The sequence below is a fragment of the Streptomyces sp. NPDC101166 genome (assembly GCF_044768125.1).
Taxonomy (GTDB): Bacteria; Actinomycetota; Actinomycetes; order Streptomycetales; family Streptomycetaceae; genus Streptomyces.
The window spans coordinates 1-14,176 of the sequence record NZ_JBIWPF010000031.1 but is presented as its reverse complement, the minus strand read 5'-3'; the positions used below and the strand labels follow the sequence as shown (position 1 = coordinate 14,176).

Sequence of the window (14,176 nt, the reverse complement as noted above, 5' to 3'; positions counted from 1 at the left end):
ACATGGAAATCGTCCCGCGTGCTTACTCCGGGAGAAGGGGATCGCCGCCCCGCGGGAAAGTGATCGCGCACAGCAGGCGATCAGCGGACCGTCCAGGCTCTACGCTCATCCCACGGGCCCCGCCACCTCTACGGGGCCCCCGTCCCCACCCGCCGCTAGTTACCCAGGAGTCACCACAGTGACCGACGTATCCGGCGCGCACGCTGATGTACTGCACACCCTGTTCCACTCGGACCAGGGGGGTCATGAGCAAGTCGTGCTCTGTCAGGACCGCGCGAGCGGCCTCAAGGCCGTCATCGCCCTCCACTCCACCGCCCTGGGCCCCGCCCTCGGCGGCACCCGCTTCTATCCCTACGCGACCGAGGCCGAGGCCGTCGCCGACGCGCTGAACCTCGCGCGGGGGATGTCGTACAAGAACGCCATGGCCGGACTCGACCACGGCGGCGGCAAGGCCGTGATCATCGGCGATCCCGACACGATCAAGACCGAACAGCTGCTGCTCGCGTACGGCCGTTTCGTGGCATCGCTCGGGGGGCGGTACGTGACCGCCTGCGACGTCGGCACCTATGTCGCCGACATGGACGTCGTGGCGCGCGAGTGCCGCTGGACGACCGGACGCTCCCCGGAGAACGGCGGCGCGGGCGACTCCTCCGTCCTGACCGCGTTCGGCGTCTACCAGGGCATGCGGGCGAGTGCTCAGCACCTGTGGGGCGACCCCACCCTGCGCGGCCGCCGGGTCGGCGTCGCAGGCGTCGGCAAGGTCGGCCATCACCTGGTGCGCCACCTGCGCGACGAGGGCGCGGAGGTCGTCGTCACGGACGTGCGCGAGGACGCCGTACGCCGGATCCTCGACCGGCATCCGCAGGGCGTGACGGCCGTCGCGGACACCGAGGAGCTGATCCGCGTCGAGGGCCTGGACATCTACGCCCCCTGCGCCCTCGGCGGGGCGCTCGACGACGGTTCCGTCCCGGTGCTCACCGCCAAGGTGGTCTGCGGCGCGGCCAACAACCAGCTCGCCCACCCCGGTGTGGAGAAGGACCTCGCCGACCGCGGGATCCTCTACGCGCCGGACTACGTGGTGAACGCCGGCGGGGTCATCCAGGTCGCCGACGAACTGCACGGGTTCGACTTCGACCGGTGCAAGGCGAAGGCCGCGAAGATCTACGACACCACGCTCGCAATCTTCGCACGTGCGAAGGAAGACGGGATTCCGCCGGCCGCGGCGGCCGACCGGATCGCCGAGCAGCGGATGCACGACGCGGCCCGGGCGCGCGGCTGGTGAGCCGGGCGACCGGGCGGACGAAGGGCCGGGCGGCGAGCCCGGCGGCCGACCGGAGCGCAAGGTTCCGATGAGACCGCGGGGTCGCTCCGAAGGCTTTCGCCGGTACCGCCGGGGGGAAAGTTGGAGAGAACTCTCACTCTTCCCGGCGGGTCGGCCGCGGATAAGTGGTTAAAATCGCCACTGACCAGCGAGGACGGGGCGCCTCGAAGGCTCTGTGCACACGCGCGTGCCACGGGCGACGTACCGTATGGGTGCGGGCTCAGGTACCGTGGAAGCCCTACGGACCGGCCTCTCTGCGGAGAGTCCGTTCCGGATCATGAACGCGTGTCAAGACTCTGGGGCCGTCGAGCCCCGTCGTTGAGGGGGTCGAGCCATGGGGCGCGGCCGGGCCAAGGCCAAGCAAGCGAAGGTCGCCCGCCAGCTGAAGTACAACAGCGGCGGGACGGATCTCTCACGCCTGGCCGAAGAGCTGGGCGCATCGCCATCGAACATGCCGCCGAATGGCGAGCCGTTCGAGGACGATGAGCAGGACGACGACCCGTACGCCCGGTACGCCGAGCTGTACGGGGACGACGACGATGGCGAGGACGAGGAGTCCCCGCACCAACACCGTCGCGGCGCTTGACCCTGCATTCGAGCACTCACCCGGTCGGTGACTTCGGTCACCGACCGGGTCTTGTGCTGCGCGCGGGGTCCGGCGCCCGAAGACGTCAGACCGCGTAGTCCCCGACGAGCTCCGCGCCCGTGGTGTGCTCGCCGCGCTCGGTGATCTCGCCGGCGACCCAGGCGTCGACCCCGCGGTCGGCCAGCGTCGCCAGGGCCACGTCGGTGGAGTCCGCCGGGACCACCGCGATCATGCCCACGCCCATGTTCAGCGTCTTCTCCAGCTCCAGCCGCTCGACCCGGCCGGTCCTGCCGACGAGGTCGAACACCGGGTCGGGCGTCCAGGTGGAGCGGTCGACGACGGCGTGCAGCCCGTCCGGCACGACCCGGGCCAGGTTGGCCGCGAGACCGCCGCCGGTGATGTGCGAGAAGGCGTGCACGTCGGTGGTGCGGGTGAGCGCCAGGCAGTCGAGCGAGTAGATCTTCGTCGGCACCAGGAGCTCCTCGCCCAGGGTGCGGCCGAACTCCTCGACGTGCGCGTCGAGGGAGAGGCCGGCCCGGTCCAGCAGGACGTGCCGGACGAGGGAGTAGCCGTTGGAGTGAAGGCCGGAGGCCGCCATGGCGATCACCGTGTCACCCGTGCGGATGCGGTCGGGGCCCAGCAGGCGGTCGGCCTCCACGACGCCCGTACCGGCGCCGGCGACGTCGAAGTCGTCCTCTCCGAGCAGGCCCGGGTGCTCGGCCGTCTCACCGCCCACCAGGGCGCAGCCGGCCAGCACACAGCCCTCGGCGATGCCCTTGACGATGGCGGCGACCCGCTCGGGGTGGACCTTGCCGACACAGATGTAGTCGGTCATGAACAGCGGCTCCGCGCCGCACACCACGATGTCGTCCATCACCATGGCGACCAGGTCGTGGCCGATGGTGTCGTAGACGCCGAGCCGGCGCGCGACGTCCACCTTGGTGCCGACGCCGTCCGTGGCGGAGGCGAGCAGCGGGCGCTCGTAGCGCTTGAGGGCGGAGGCGTCGAAGAGGCCGGCGAAGCCGCCGAGGCCGCCGAGGACCTCGGGGCGCTGCGTCTTCTTCACCCACTCCTTCATCAGCTCCACGGCGCGGTCGCCCGCGTCGATGTCGACGCCCGCGGCTGCGTAGCTGGCGCCGCCCTCGGCGATGGGGGTCTCAGACATGGCTAGGAGAACCTTCGTGTCGTACGGCGGGTGTTACGGACCGTCTACGGGCGGCGGATCGCGTCGGCGGCGGCCGTGGCGGCGGGGCCGGCGGCCAGCTCCGTCTCCAACAGCTGCTTGCCGAGCAGCTCGGGGTCCGGGAGCTCCATCGGGTACTCACCGTCGAAGCAGGCGCGGCACAGGTTCGGCTTGGCGATGGTCGTCGCCTCGATCATGCCGTCGATGGAGATGTACGCCAGGGAGTCGGCGCCGAGCGAGGTGCCGATCTCGTCGATGGTCATGCCGTTGGCGATCAGCTCCGCGCGCGTGGCGAAGTCGATGCCGAAGAAGCAGGGCCACTTCACCGGCGGCGAGGAGATCCTGATGTGGACCTCGGCGGCGCCCGCCTCACGCAGCATGCGGACCAGGGCCCGCTGGGTGTTGCCGCGCACGATGGAGTCGTCGACGACGACCAGGCGCTTGCCCTTGATGACTTCCTTCAGCGGGTTCAGCTTCAGGCGGATGCCGAGCTGCCGGATGGTCTGCGAGGGCTGGATGAAGGTCCGGCCGACGTAGGCGTTCTTGACCAGGCCGGAGCCGAAGGGGATTCCGGAGGCCTCCGCGTAGCCGATGGCGGCCGGGGTGCCGGACTCCGGGGTCGCTATCACCAGGTCGGCCTCGGCCGGCGCTTCCTTGGCGAGCTTGCGGCCCATCTCCACGCGGGAGAGGTACACGTTGCGGCCGGCGATGTCGGTGTCCGGGCGGGCCAGGTACACGTACTCGAAGACACAGCCCTTGGGCTTCGCTTCCGCGAATCGGGAGGTGCGCAGACCGTTCTCGTCGATCGCCACGAACTCGCCCGGCTCTATCTCGCGGACGAAGCTGGCGCCCGTGATGTCGAGGGCGGCGGTCTCGGAGGCGACGACCCAGCCGCGCTCCAGCCGGCCGAGGACCAGCGGGCGGATGCCCTGCGGGTCGCGGCCGGCGTAGAGGGTGTGCTCGTCCATGAAGACGAGGGAGAAGGCGCCGCGGACCTTCGGCAGGACCGCGTGGGCGGCCTCCTCGATGGTCAGGGGCTTGCCGTCCTCGTCGACCTGGGCCGCGAGGAGCGCGGTGAGCAGGTCGGTGTCGTTGGTGGCCGCCACGCGCTGGGTGCGCCCCTCCTGCTTGGGCAGGTCGGCGACCATCTCGGCGAGCTGGGCGGTGTTGACGAGATTGCCGTTGTGGCCGAGCGCGATCGATCCGTGCGCGGTGGCGCGGAACGTCGGCTGGGCGTTCTCCCACACGGAGGCCCCGGTGGTCGAGTAGCGGGCGTGTCCGACCGCGATGTGACCCTGGAGCGAACCGAGCGAGGTCTCGTCGAAGACCTGGGACACGAGGCCCATGTCCTTGAAGACGAGGATCTGGGAGCCGTTGCTGACCGCGATTCCCGCGGATTCCTGACCCCGATGCTGGAGGGCGTAGAGCCCGAAGTAAGTGAGCTTGGCGACCTCTTCACCCGGAGCCCAGACACCGAAGACGCCGCAAGCGTCCTGGGGGCCCTTCTCGCCGGGGAGCAGATCATGACTGAGTCGACCGTCACCACGTGGCACGTCATCGAGTGTAGGCGAGGTCGTCCACTGGTCCGAATTGGGGATACCCGCCGGTAACTCGATCTTGTGCCGCCGCGGCCTCCTCCCCTGGGCGCGTTTACGCAGCTCAGGGCCGCATTTCGCCGCCCCTTCGAGGTGCCGGGAGCGCTCCCGCGGGGCCCGCCCCGGAGCCCTTCGGAAGGGCGCGAGTGAGGTGTCGCACACCGATCGGCGTCGGTGTCAGGACATCAGCGGCAGCAGCGACGCGAGGTCGGCGCGCTCGCCGCTCGCACTCACCTTCGCTTCGGCGACCGCGTCCGCCCAGGCGAGCCGTCCGGTCGCCAGCCGGATCCAGGTCAGCGGGTCGGTCTCGACGACGTTGGGCGGGGTGCCCCGCGTGTGCTTGGGCCCCTCGACGCACTGCACGACGGCGAACGGCGGCACCCGCACCTCGGTCGCGCCGCCGGGCGCCCTGACCGCGAGGGCGTCGGCGAGGAGCCGGGTGGTGGCGGCGAGGGCCTGGCGGTCGTAGGGGACGTCCAGACCCGGGACGGCGGCGTTGAGATCGTCGGTGTGGACGACGAGTTCGACGGCGCGCGTGACCAGGTAGTCGCCGAGCGGCATGGCCCCGGCGCCGGTCTGCAGCAGCCTGTCGCCGGGGTGGGCGTCGAGCTGCTCGGCGAGCTGCCGGGCCACGCCGGTGAGGTGGACGTCCAGGTCGGGGGTGCTCTCGGCGAGCCCGCGGGTGAACTCGTCGATGGCCGCGGCGTTCGCCGCGGTCGCGAACGGCCAGTCGAGGACCGTCGCGTCCTGTCGCGCCGGCTCCGGGAGAGCGAGGGCCCGGCCGACCGCCGTGAGGGCTGTCCCGACGTGCGCGACCAGAGCCCGCACGTTCCATCCGTCCAGCCGTGTGGGGAGGGCCAGTTGCTCGGGGGTGAGCCGGCGGACGGCCAGATGGACGTGCCCGAACTGGCCTAGGACGGCCGCGCGGATCTTGGCGGGGTCGTAGCTCCTGGTGCGCTTCTTCGCCGGGGACATGCCCATGAGCCTATGCGGCGGCACATCCGGGGACGGCCGAAGGCCCCGCCCGCCGAGAATCATCTCGACGGGCGGGGCCTTCGGCGTCGTACGACGGCTCAGGAGGCCGTCCAGGGTCCTTACGCCAGCAGCGCCGGGATCGTCTCCTCGTGCGCCGTGCGCAGTTCGGCCAGGGAGAGCGCGAACTCGCCCTGGACGTCCACGGTGTCCCCGTCGACCACACCGATGCGGGTGGCCGGCAGGCCCCGGGCGCCGCACATGTCGTTGAAGCGGACCTCCTCCGAGCGCGGGACGGCGACGACCGCGCGGCCCGCCGACTCGGAGAACAGGAAGGTGAACGCGTCCAGCCCGTCCGGCACGATCAGCCGCGCGCCCTTGCCGCCGAGCAGCGCCGACTCGACGACCGCCTGGATCAGGCCGCCGTCGGACAGGTCGTGCGCGGAGTCGATCATGCCGTCGCGGGAGGCGGAGATCAGGATCTCGGCGAGGAGCCGCTCCCGCTCCAGGTCCACCTTGGGCGGCAGACCGCCGAGGTGGTCGTGGACGACCTGGGACCAGGCCGAGCCGCCGAACTCCTCATGGGTGTCGCCGAGGAGGTAGAGCAGCTGGCCCTCCTCCTGGAAGGCGACCGGGGTGCGGCGGGCCACGTCGTCGATGACGCCGAGGACGGCCACGACCGGGGTGGGGTGGATGGCCACCTCGCCCGTCTGGTTGTAGAGGGAGACGTTGCCGCCGGTCACCGGGGTACCGAGTTGCCGGCAGGCGTCCGCCAGGCCGCGGATGGCCTCCGCGAACTGCCACATGACGGCCGGGTCCTCGGGCGAGCCGAAGTTCAGGCAGTCGGAGACGGCGAGCGGCTTGGCGCCGGTGGTGGCGACGTTGCGGTACGCCTCCGCGAGGGCCAGCTGGGCGCCGTGGTACGGGTCCAGCTTGGCGTAGCGGCCGTTGCCGTCGGTGGCGATGGCGACGCCGAGGCCGGTCTCCTCGTCGATGCGGATCATGCCGGAGTCCTCGGGCTGGGCGAGGACGGTGTTGCCCTGTACGAAGTGGTCGTACTGGGAGGTGATCCACTGCTTGGAGGCCTGGTTGGGGGAGCCGACCAGCTTCAGGACCTGGTCCCGCAGCTCCTCGGACGTCCCCGGCCGGGGCAGCTTGTTCGCGTCGTCGGCCTGGAGGGCGTCCTGCCAGTCCGGACGGGCGTAGGGGCGCTCGTAGACCGGGCCGTCGTGCGCGACGGTGCGCGGGTCGACGTCGACGATCTTGCCGCCGTGCCAGTAGATCTCCAGGCGGTCGCCGTCGGTCACCTCACCGATGACGGTGGCGATGACGTCCCACTTGTCGCAGATCTCCAGGAAGCGGTCGACCTTCTCCGGCTCGACGACCGCGCACATGCGTTCCTGCGACTCGCTCATGAGGATCTCCTCGGGCGAGAGCGTGGAGTCGCGCAGAGGTACGTCGTCCAGCGTCACGCGCATGCCGCCGGAGCCGTTCGACGCCAGCTCGCTCGTCGCGCAGGACAGGCCGGCCGCGCCGAGGTCCTGGATGCCGACGACCAGCTTCTCCTTGAACGCCTCCAGGGTGCACTCGATGAGGAGCTTCTCCTGGAAGGGGTCGCCGACCTGGACGGCGGGGCGCTTGGACGGCTTGGCGTCGTCGAAGGTCTCGGAGGCGAGGATCGAGGCGCCGCCGATGCCGTCGCCGCCGGTCCGGGCCCCGTAGAGGATGACCTTGTTGCCCGCGCCGGACGCCTTCGCGAGGTGGATGTCCTCGTGCCGCATGACGCCGATGGCGCCGGCGTTGACCAGCGGGTTGCCCTGGTAGCAGGCGTCGAAGACGACCTCGCCGCCGATGTTGGGCAGGCCCAGGCAGTTGCCGTAGCCGCCGATGCCGGCGACGACGCCCGGCAGGACGCGCTTGGTGTCGGGGTGGTCGGCCGCGCCGAATCGCAGCGGGTCGACGACGGCGACCGGGCGGGCGCCCATCGCGATGATGTCGCGCACGATGCCGCCGACGCCCGTGGCCGCGCCCTGGTAGGGCTCGACGTAGGAGGGGTGGTTGTGCGACTCCACCTTGAAGGTGACCGCGTAGCCCTGGCCGACGTCGACGACACCGGCGTTCTCGCCGATGCCGACCAGCAGCGCATCGCTCTGCGAGGCCTTCTCGCCGAACTGGCGGAGGTGGACCTTGGAGGACTTGTACGAGCAGTGCTCGGACCACATGACGGAGTACATGGCGAGCTCAGCGCCGGTCGGGCGGCGGCCGAGGATCTCCACCACCCGCTCGTACTCGTCCTTCTTCAGGCCGAGTTCGGCCCAGGGCAGCTCGACGTCGGGGGTCGCGGCCGCGTGCTCGACCGTGTCCAGAGGCGTCCGGCTCATGCGTTGACCAGCTTCTTGAGGATCGAGGTGAAGAAGGGGAGGCCGTCGGTGCGGCCGGTGCCGATGAGCGACTCCACGGCGTGCTCGGGGTGCGGCATCAGGCCCACGACGTTGCCGGCCTCGTTGGTGACGCCGGCGATGTCCCGCTGTGATCCGTTGGGGTTGAAGTCGAGGTACCGGAAGGCGACACGGCCCTCGGCCTCCAGCTTGTCGAGCGTGTACGCGTCGGCGACGTACTGCCCGTCGTTGTTCTTCAGCGGGATGTGGATCTCCTGGCCGGCCGAGTAGTCGGTGGTCCAGGCGGTCTCCGCGTTCTCCACCCGCAGCTTCTGGTCACGGCAGATGAAGTGCAGGTGGTCGTTGCGCAGCATCGTGCCGGGCAGCAGGTGCGCCTCGGTGAGGATCTGGAAGCCGTTGCAGATGCCGAGCACCGGCAGTCCGGCCCTGGCCTGCTCCAGCAGGGGCTCCATCACCGGCGAGAAACGCGCGATGGCGCCGGCGCGCAGATAGTCGCCGTAGGAGAAACCGCCGCACAGCACCACGGCGTCGACCTGGTGGAGGTTCTTGTCCTTGTGCCACAGGGCGACCGGCTCGGCGCCCGCGAGGCGGATCGCGCGCTGGGTGTCCCGGTCGTCGAGGCTGCCCGGGAAAGTGACGACGCCAATACGAGCGGTCACTTCGCGGCCTCCGCGACTTCCTCCACCTTGACGGTGAAGTCCTCGATCACGGTGTTGGCGAGGAAGGATTCCGCAAGATCGTGGATGCGGGCGAGCGCGGCCTCGTCGACGGGGCCGTCAACTTCCAGTTCGAATCGCTTTCCCTGACGTACGTCGGAGATCCCCTCGAAACCGAGCCGCGGCAGTGCGCGCTGCACCGCCTGGCCCTGGGGGTCGAGGATCTCCGGCTTGAGCATGACGTCGACTACGACGCGTGCCACTGGCACTCCCGGTGTTGTGGTGCTGAGCAGGTGCCCGCAGATGTCTCCAACAGGTGTCTTCAGACTACCCGCACAAAATTTCTACGCGAGTAGAGTTGTAGGAAGCTACGTGACAGCCATCACGATCCGGTACCAGAAGGGGACGTACGTGAAAAGTTACGGGAAAGATCCCCGATGAACCCCGGATACCTATTGCACTCGGACACGCGGACAGATTTAGTCGGGCTTCCCATTGCATTGCCGCGCACTGTACAAATGAATTGGAAATAGCCGAGACTCGGCACGTCGCACGCAGCTGAGCTGTATGCCGCGCCGAACGAAGGGACCGATATTCGTGGCGCAGAAGGTCGTGGTCACTCTCTTTGACGACATCGACGGCTCGGAAGCGGCGGAAACGATCGCCTTCGGACTCGACGGCAAGTCGTACGAGATCGACCTGAATGAAGCCAATGCCAGGAAACTGCGTAAGGCGCTCGCGCCCTACGTGGAGGCCGGCCGCAAGCGGTCCAGGTCCGGCAAGGCGTACAAGCAGACGGAGGTCGCCCCGGACCCGGCGGCGGTCCGGGCCTGGGCCCAGGCCAACAAGCTGGAGGTCCCCGCGCGCGGGCGGATCCCGAAGAAGGTCTACGAGGCGTTCGCCGACGCCCGCTGAGCCGCCCGCGCCCGCCCTGCGCCGGCGTCCTCCCGGGGCCCTCAGCGGGCCCCGGGGGCAACCGACTTGCGCTACCCCCCACATGGTCGGCTAATGTCTGGAGCACGCCGCCGGGCAGGGCCGAAAAGCCCAGCTCACGGAGGCCACGCGGGTGTAGTTCAGTAGTAGAACATCCCCCTTCCAGGGGGAAGGCGCAGTGTGCGATCCCTGTCACCCGCTCTGCATCACCGTCCCGATCAAGCTGTTCGATCGGGTAGGCTGGTGCTCGCGCCGATCGGTGAGAGCCGGTCGGAGGCAATGCGGACGTAGCTCAGTTGGTAGAGCGCAACCTTGCCAAGGTTGAGGTCGCGAGTTCGAACCTCGTCGTCCGCTCGGGAATCAGACCCCGGTCCATCGGACCGGGGTCTTTTCGTGTGCCCTCACCGCGCTGTCCGATCACACCCCGCCCGTCGGCTGCTGACATTTGTCATAGGGAGTGGTGACAGCGCGCACTGCCGACGGAGTCCGACTGCCGGGACGCTGAAGTCATGGAAGCCAGGGACACGAAAGAGCACGTGATCGAGGTCACCGACCTCCGGCGTGTGTACGGGGGCGGGTTCGAGGCGGTGCGCGGGATCTCTTTCCACGTGGGCCGCGGCGAAATCTTCGCGCTGCTGGGCACGAACGGGGCCGGCAAGACGTCGACGGTCGAACTGCTGGAGGGGCTGGCGCGGCCCGACGGCGGACGGGTGCGGGTGCTCGGCCACGACCCCTACGCCGACCGCGCCGCCGTACGGCCGCGCACCGGGATGATGCTGCAGGAAGGCGGCTTCCCCTCGGAGCTGACCGTCAGGGAGACCGCGCGGATGTGGGCGGGCTGCGTCAGCGGCGCCCGCCCGGTCGACGAGGCGCTGGGCCTCGTCGGACTCGCCGGGAAGGCCGGCGTACGGGTGAAGCAGCTGTCCGGCGGTGAGCGGCGGCGGCTCGACCTGGCGCTCGCGCTGCTCGGCGAGCCGGAGGTGCTGTTCCTCGACGAGCCGACCACCGGCCTGGACGCCGAGGGCCGCCGCGACACCTGGAACCTGGTCCGCGCGCTGCGCGACGCAGGGACGACGGTGCTGCTGACCACGCACTACCTGGAGGAGGCGGAGGGCCTCGCCGACCGGCTGGCCATCCTGCACCAGGGACGCATCGCGGCCGCCGGCACCCCCGCCGAGGTGACCGCCGCCCAGCCCTCCCGGATCTCCTTCCGGCTGCCCGAGGGGTACTTCGTCGGCGACCTGCCGCCGCTGGGCGAGCTGGGGGTGTGCGACCACGAGGTCGACGACCGGGTCGTACTGCTGCGGACACGGGAGTTGCAGCGGGCGGCCACCGGGCTGCTGGTCTGGGCCGAACGGGCCGGGGTCGAGCTGCGGGGGCTGGACGTGCGGTCGGCGTCGCTGGAGGAGGCGTTCCTCGGGATCGCCCGGGACGCGGCGGCAGCGGTGGGTACGGCGGGCGCCGTGGGCGCGTCCGGTACGGCGGGTGCGGTGGAGACGTCTTCGGAGCGGGAGGTCGCGGCATGAGCGGCGCCATGGTCAAGGGTTCGGACGCGGTGTCGACGGGGGCGCGCCGGGGGGCAGTCACCACGCCTGCCAGTCGGATGGCGGCTCTCGGCCGCGCCGAGCTGGCGTTGCTCGGGCGGAGCAAGGCCACGATCCTCACGGGCGTGCTGGTGCCGTTCGGCCTGCCGTTCAGTCTGCGGCCGTTCCTCGAGGACATGGACATCAAGGACGCCGGGCTCACCGTCGGGCTGGTGCTGCTGCCCGCCGCGATCGGGTTCTCGCTGCTGTTCGGCGTGTACGCGGCGCTCACCGCGATCTACACCGCCCGGCGCGAGGAGCTCGTGCTGAAGCGGCTGCGCACCGGTGAGCTGCGGGACGTCGAGGTCATCGCCGGATCGGCGCTGCCGGTGGTGCTCCTGGGGCTGATCCAGTGTCTGGTGATGGCGGTCGGCTGCGTCGCCTTCCTCGACGTCCCCGCGCCCGAGTCACCCCAACTCGTCGTGCCAGGGGTGCTGCTGGGCCTGGTGATGTGCGCGGCGCTGGCGGCTCTCACGTCGAGCCTGACCCGCACCGTGGAGAGCGCTCAGGTCACCACGCTGCCGTTCCTGCTGCTCTCGATGGTGGCCTCCGGCGTCAGCGTGCCCTTGGAAATGCTGCCCGACCGGGCCGCCTCCATGCTCGAACTGCTGCCGCTCAGCCCGGTCATCACCCTCGTCCGCAGTGGCTGGAGCGGTGACCTCTCGGCGTACGAGGCGCTGGGCTGCCTGGCGACCGCGCTGGCCTGGACCGTGCTGGCGGTGTTTGCTGTAGGGCGGTGGTTCCGGTGGGAGCCCCGGCGCTGACGGTCCGGGGGACGGGGGAGATGCACGGATGACGGTCGGGGGAGACGCACGGGTGGGCGAGGCAGGCGTACGGGTGGGCGGGGCGGGCGGCTGGTGGGGGCGCAAAAGCACGCCCGCGAAGGTGGAGACGTACACGCGGTGGACGTTCCACTTCTTCGCGCTGGCAGAACTCAGCACGGCGGCCCTGCCGTTCGGCGGCGGACTGTGGACGGGGGCCGCGCTGTGGCTGCCGCTCCTGGTGGTCGGACACTGCGTGCTCTGCGCGGTGATGGCCTCGCGGGCGCTGGACTGGACGCGTGGACGCCGCCCCCGGCCCGTCCGGCTGATGTGGGCGCTCGCCGCGGCCACGGCGGCGGTCGGCGTCCTCGCGCTGTGGGTCGCCGAGCACGACGGGGGCCGCGACGGCGTAGAACCCGCGGCCGGCGGGGTCTACGGAGTCACCCTGGTCTTCGCCGCGGGCAACTCCACGCTGTGCGTGCGCGGCTGGCGGCGCGTGAGCGCGGTCGTCGTCGGCTACACCCTGGGCAGCGGCGCCCTGATGCTCGCCTTCGGAGCGCCCGTGCCGGCCGTCCTGGGGTCGACGACGGCGGTGCTGCTCGGCGGCGCGTTCCTCGCCGCCACGTTCGTCTTCTCCGTCTGGCTCCTGAACGCCGTGTACGAGCTCGACGAGGCCCGCGAGACCCGGGCCCGGCTGGCCGTCGCCGAGGAACGGCTGCGGTTCGGGCGGGACCTGCACGACGTGATGGGACGGAACCTGGCCGTGATCGCGCTGAAGAGCGAGCTGGCGGTGCAGCTGGCCCGGCGGGGGCGGCCCGAGGCCGTGGAGCAGATGATCGAGGTCCAGCGGATCGCGCAGGAGTCGCAGCGGGAGGTGCGGGATGTCGTACGCGGCTATCGGGAGGCCGACCTCGGGGTCGAACTCACCGGGGCTCAAGGGGTGTTGACGGCCGCCGGGATCGACTGCGAGGTACGCGGGGAGGCGGCGGGGCTGCCCGCGGAGGTGCAGTCGGCGCTCGGCTGGGTGGTGCGGGAGAGCACCACCAATGTGCTGCGGCACGGCGACGCCGCGCGGTGTTCGGTGGAACTACGGGTGACTGAGGGGCTTGTGGTGCTGACGGTGGAGAACGACGGGGCCGGCGGGGCAGGCTCCGGCGGTGGTGGGGGTGGGGGCCGGGGCGGGGGATCGGGGCTCGCCGGGTTGCGGGAGCGCCTGCGGCTGGTCGACGGGACGCTGGAGGCCGGGTTCGCTCAGGCCGGGACGTTCCGGGTGGTGGCCGAGGTGCCGCTGAGCGGGACCGCCGCACTGAGCGAGGTCGCCTCGTGACGATGCGGGTGCTGCTCGCCGACGACGAGCATCTGATCCGGGGCGCGCTGGCCGCGCTCCTGTCGCTGGAGGACGACCTCCTGATCGTCGCCGAGGCGGCCACCGGCCCGGAGGCGCTGGCGATGGCGCGGGCGCACCGGCCGGACGTCGCCGTCCTGGACCTGCAGATGCCGGGCGCGGACGGTGTGAAGGTCGCCACATCGCTGCGGACCGAGCTGCCCGACTGCCGGGTGCTGATCGTGACCAGCCACGGCCGGCCGGGGCATCTGAAGCGGGCGCTCGCGGCCGGTGTGCGCGGGTTCGTCCCCAAGACGGTGAGCGCGCAGCGTCTCGCGGAGATCATCCGGACCGTGCACGCAGGGAACCGGTACGTCGACCCCGAGTTGGCCGCCGACGCGATCGCCTCCGGGGACTCGCCGCTGACCGCCCGGGAGACGGAGGTGCTGGAACTCGCCGCCGACGGCGCGCCCGTGGCGGAGATCGCGGAGCGGGCCACGCTGTCGCCGGGGACCGTGCGGAACTACCTCTCGTCGGCCGTGTCCAAGCTGGGGGCGGAGAACCGGCACGCGGCGGTGCGTCTCGCACGTGAGCGCGGTTGGGTATAGTTGCTCTCGCGCCACGGCGCACTGCGGACGTAGCTCAGTTGGTAGAGCGCAACCTTGCCAAGGTTGAGGTCGCGAGTTCGAACCTCGTCGTCCGCTCCATTGCGAAGACCCCGGTCCACTGGACCGGGGTCTTCGTCGTTTCGGTCCTGCCGGGGCACTGGGGCGTGTTTCGAAAGTCCCTCCCCCACTGCCCTAAGGGCGTGGGAGGTGCCCCCAGGCTCGCGACGCCTGGCACGCGCGCTCGCCGCGTTGTCG

13 protein-coding genes and 3 tRNA genes are annotated in these 14,176 nt (G+C 70.9%); 10 read left to right on the top strand and 6 right to left on the bottom strand.

What is annotated here, in order from left to right; genetic code table 11:
* Window positions 1-178: 178 nt before the first annotated feature.
* Window positions 179-1,282: a Leu/Phe/Val dehydrogenase gene (locus ACIRS4_RS33935; RefSeq protein ID WP_404203397.1), complete on the top strand. Its 1,104-nt coding sequence runs from the start codon at window positions 179-181 to the stop codon at window positions 1,280-1,282.
* Between the two features lie 373 nt (window positions 1,283-1,655).
* Window positions 1,656-1,907 carry a DUF3073 domain-containing protein gene (locus ACIRS4_RS33930; protein ID WP_130439428.1) on the top strand — a complete coding sequence of 84 codons (252 nt, stop codon included), beginning with the start codon at window positions 1,656-1,658 and terminating at the stop codon, window positions 1,905-1,907.
* 85 nt (window positions 1,908-1,992) lie between these two features.
* On the opposite strand, the gene purM is transcribed toward ACIRS4_RS33930, so the two are convergent.
* The 6 genes from purM to purS all read right to left on the bottom strand — a co-directional run bounded on the left by purM (window position 1,993) and on the right by purS (window position 8,975).
* Window positions 1,993-3,072 (bottom strand): phosphoribosylformylglycinamidine cyclo-ligase, encoded by a 1,080-nt coding sequence (gene purM / locus ACIRS4_RS33925; RefSeq protein ID WP_404203395.1) that lies wholly within the window; start codon window positions 3,070-3,072, stop codon window positions 1,993-1,995.
* 44 nt (window positions 3,073-3,116) lie between these two features.
* Entirely contained in the window at window positions 3,117-4,643 is a 1,527-nt protein-coding gene (gene purF, locus ACIRS4_RS33920; RefSeq protein WP_130439424.1) for an amidophosphoribosyltransferase, read from the bottom strand.
* A gap of 219 nt (window positions 4,644-4,862) precedes the next feature.
* Entirely contained in the window at window positions 4,863-5,660 is a 798-nt protein-coding gene (locus tag ACIRS4_RS33915; RefSeq protein WP_404203391.1) for a sterol carrier family protein, read from the bottom strand.
* Window positions 5,661-5,779: 119 nt separating this feature from the next.
* Window positions 5,780-8,038 (bottom strand): phosphoribosylformylglycinamidine synthase subunit PurL, encoded by a 2,259-nt coding sequence (purL, locus tag ACIRS4_RS33910; protein WP_404203389.1) that lies wholly within the window; start codon window positions 8,036-8,038, stop codon window positions 5,780-5,782.
* Window positions 8,035-8,715, bottom strand: a complete 681-nt coding sequence (gene purQ / locus ACIRS4_RS33905; RefSeq protein WP_404203387.1) for a phosphoribosylformylglycinamidine synthase subunit PurQ — start codon at window positions 8,713-8,715, stop codon at window positions 8,035-8,037. Before purQ ends, purL begins: the two co-directional genes overlap by 4 nt.
* Complete coding sequence (gene purS / locus ACIRS4_RS33900) at window positions 8,712-8,975, bottom strand: phosphoribosylformylglycinamidine synthase subunit PurS (RefSeq protein ID WP_015659417.1); 264 nt, start codon at window positions 8,973-8,975, stop codon at window positions 8,712-8,714. Before purS ends, purQ begins: the two co-directional genes overlap by 4 nt.
* A 334-nt stretch (window positions 8,976-9,309) precedes the next feature.
* Between purS and ACIRS4_RS33895 the strand changes: the two genes are divergently transcribed.
* The 8 genes from ACIRS4_RS33895 (at window position 9,310) to ACIRS4_RS33860 (ending at window position 14,020) form a co-directional block, all read left to right on the top strand.
* Entirely contained in the window at window positions 9,310-9,627 is a 318-nt protein-coding gene (locus ACIRS4_RS33895; RefSeq protein ID WP_404203384.1) for an Lsr2 family protein, read from the top strand.
* Between the two features lie 147 nt (window positions 9,628-9,774).
* A tRNA-Gly gene (locus ACIRS4_RS33890) sits at window positions 9,775-9,846 on the top strand.
* Window positions 9,847-9,926: 80 nt separating this feature from the next.
* Window positions 9,927-9,999, top strand: a tRNA-Gly gene (locus tag ACIRS4_RS33885).
* 155 nt (window positions 10,000-10,154) lie between these two features.
* On the top strand, window positions 10,155-11,171 hold the full coding sequence (locus ACIRS4_RS33880) for an ABC transporter ATP-binding protein (RefSeq protein WP_404203382.1): 1,017 nt from the start codon (window positions 10,155-10,157) through the stop codon (window positions 11,169-11,171).
* Window positions 11,168-11,992 carry an ABC transporter permease gene (locus ACIRS4_RS33875; RefSeq protein WP_404203380.1) on the top strand — a complete coding sequence of 275 codons (825 nt, stop codon included), beginning with the start codon at window positions 11,168-11,170 and terminating at the stop codon, window positions 11,990-11,992. Before ACIRS4_RS33880 ends, ACIRS4_RS33875 begins: the two co-directional genes overlap by 4 nt.
* Before the next feature lie 28 nt (window positions 11,993-12,020).
* Window positions 12,021-13,316 carry a sensor histidine kinase gene (locus ACIRS4_RS33870; RefSeq protein WP_404203378.1) on the top strand — a complete coding sequence of 432 codons (1,296 nt, stop codon included), beginning with the start codon at window positions 12,021-12,023 and terminating at the stop codon, window positions 13,314-13,316.
* A gap of 2 nt (window positions 13,317-13,318) precedes the next feature.
* A complete protein-coding gene (locus ACIRS4_RS33865) occupies window positions 13,319-13,921 on the top strand; it encodes a response regulator (RefSeq protein WP_404203451.1) in 603 nt (200 codons plus the stop codon).
* Between the two features lie 23 nt (window positions 13,922-13,944).
* Window positions 13,945-14,020: transfer RNA gene (locus ACIRS4_RS33860), tRNA-Gly, on the top strand.
* Window positions 14,021-14,176 lie beyond the last annotated feature (156 nt).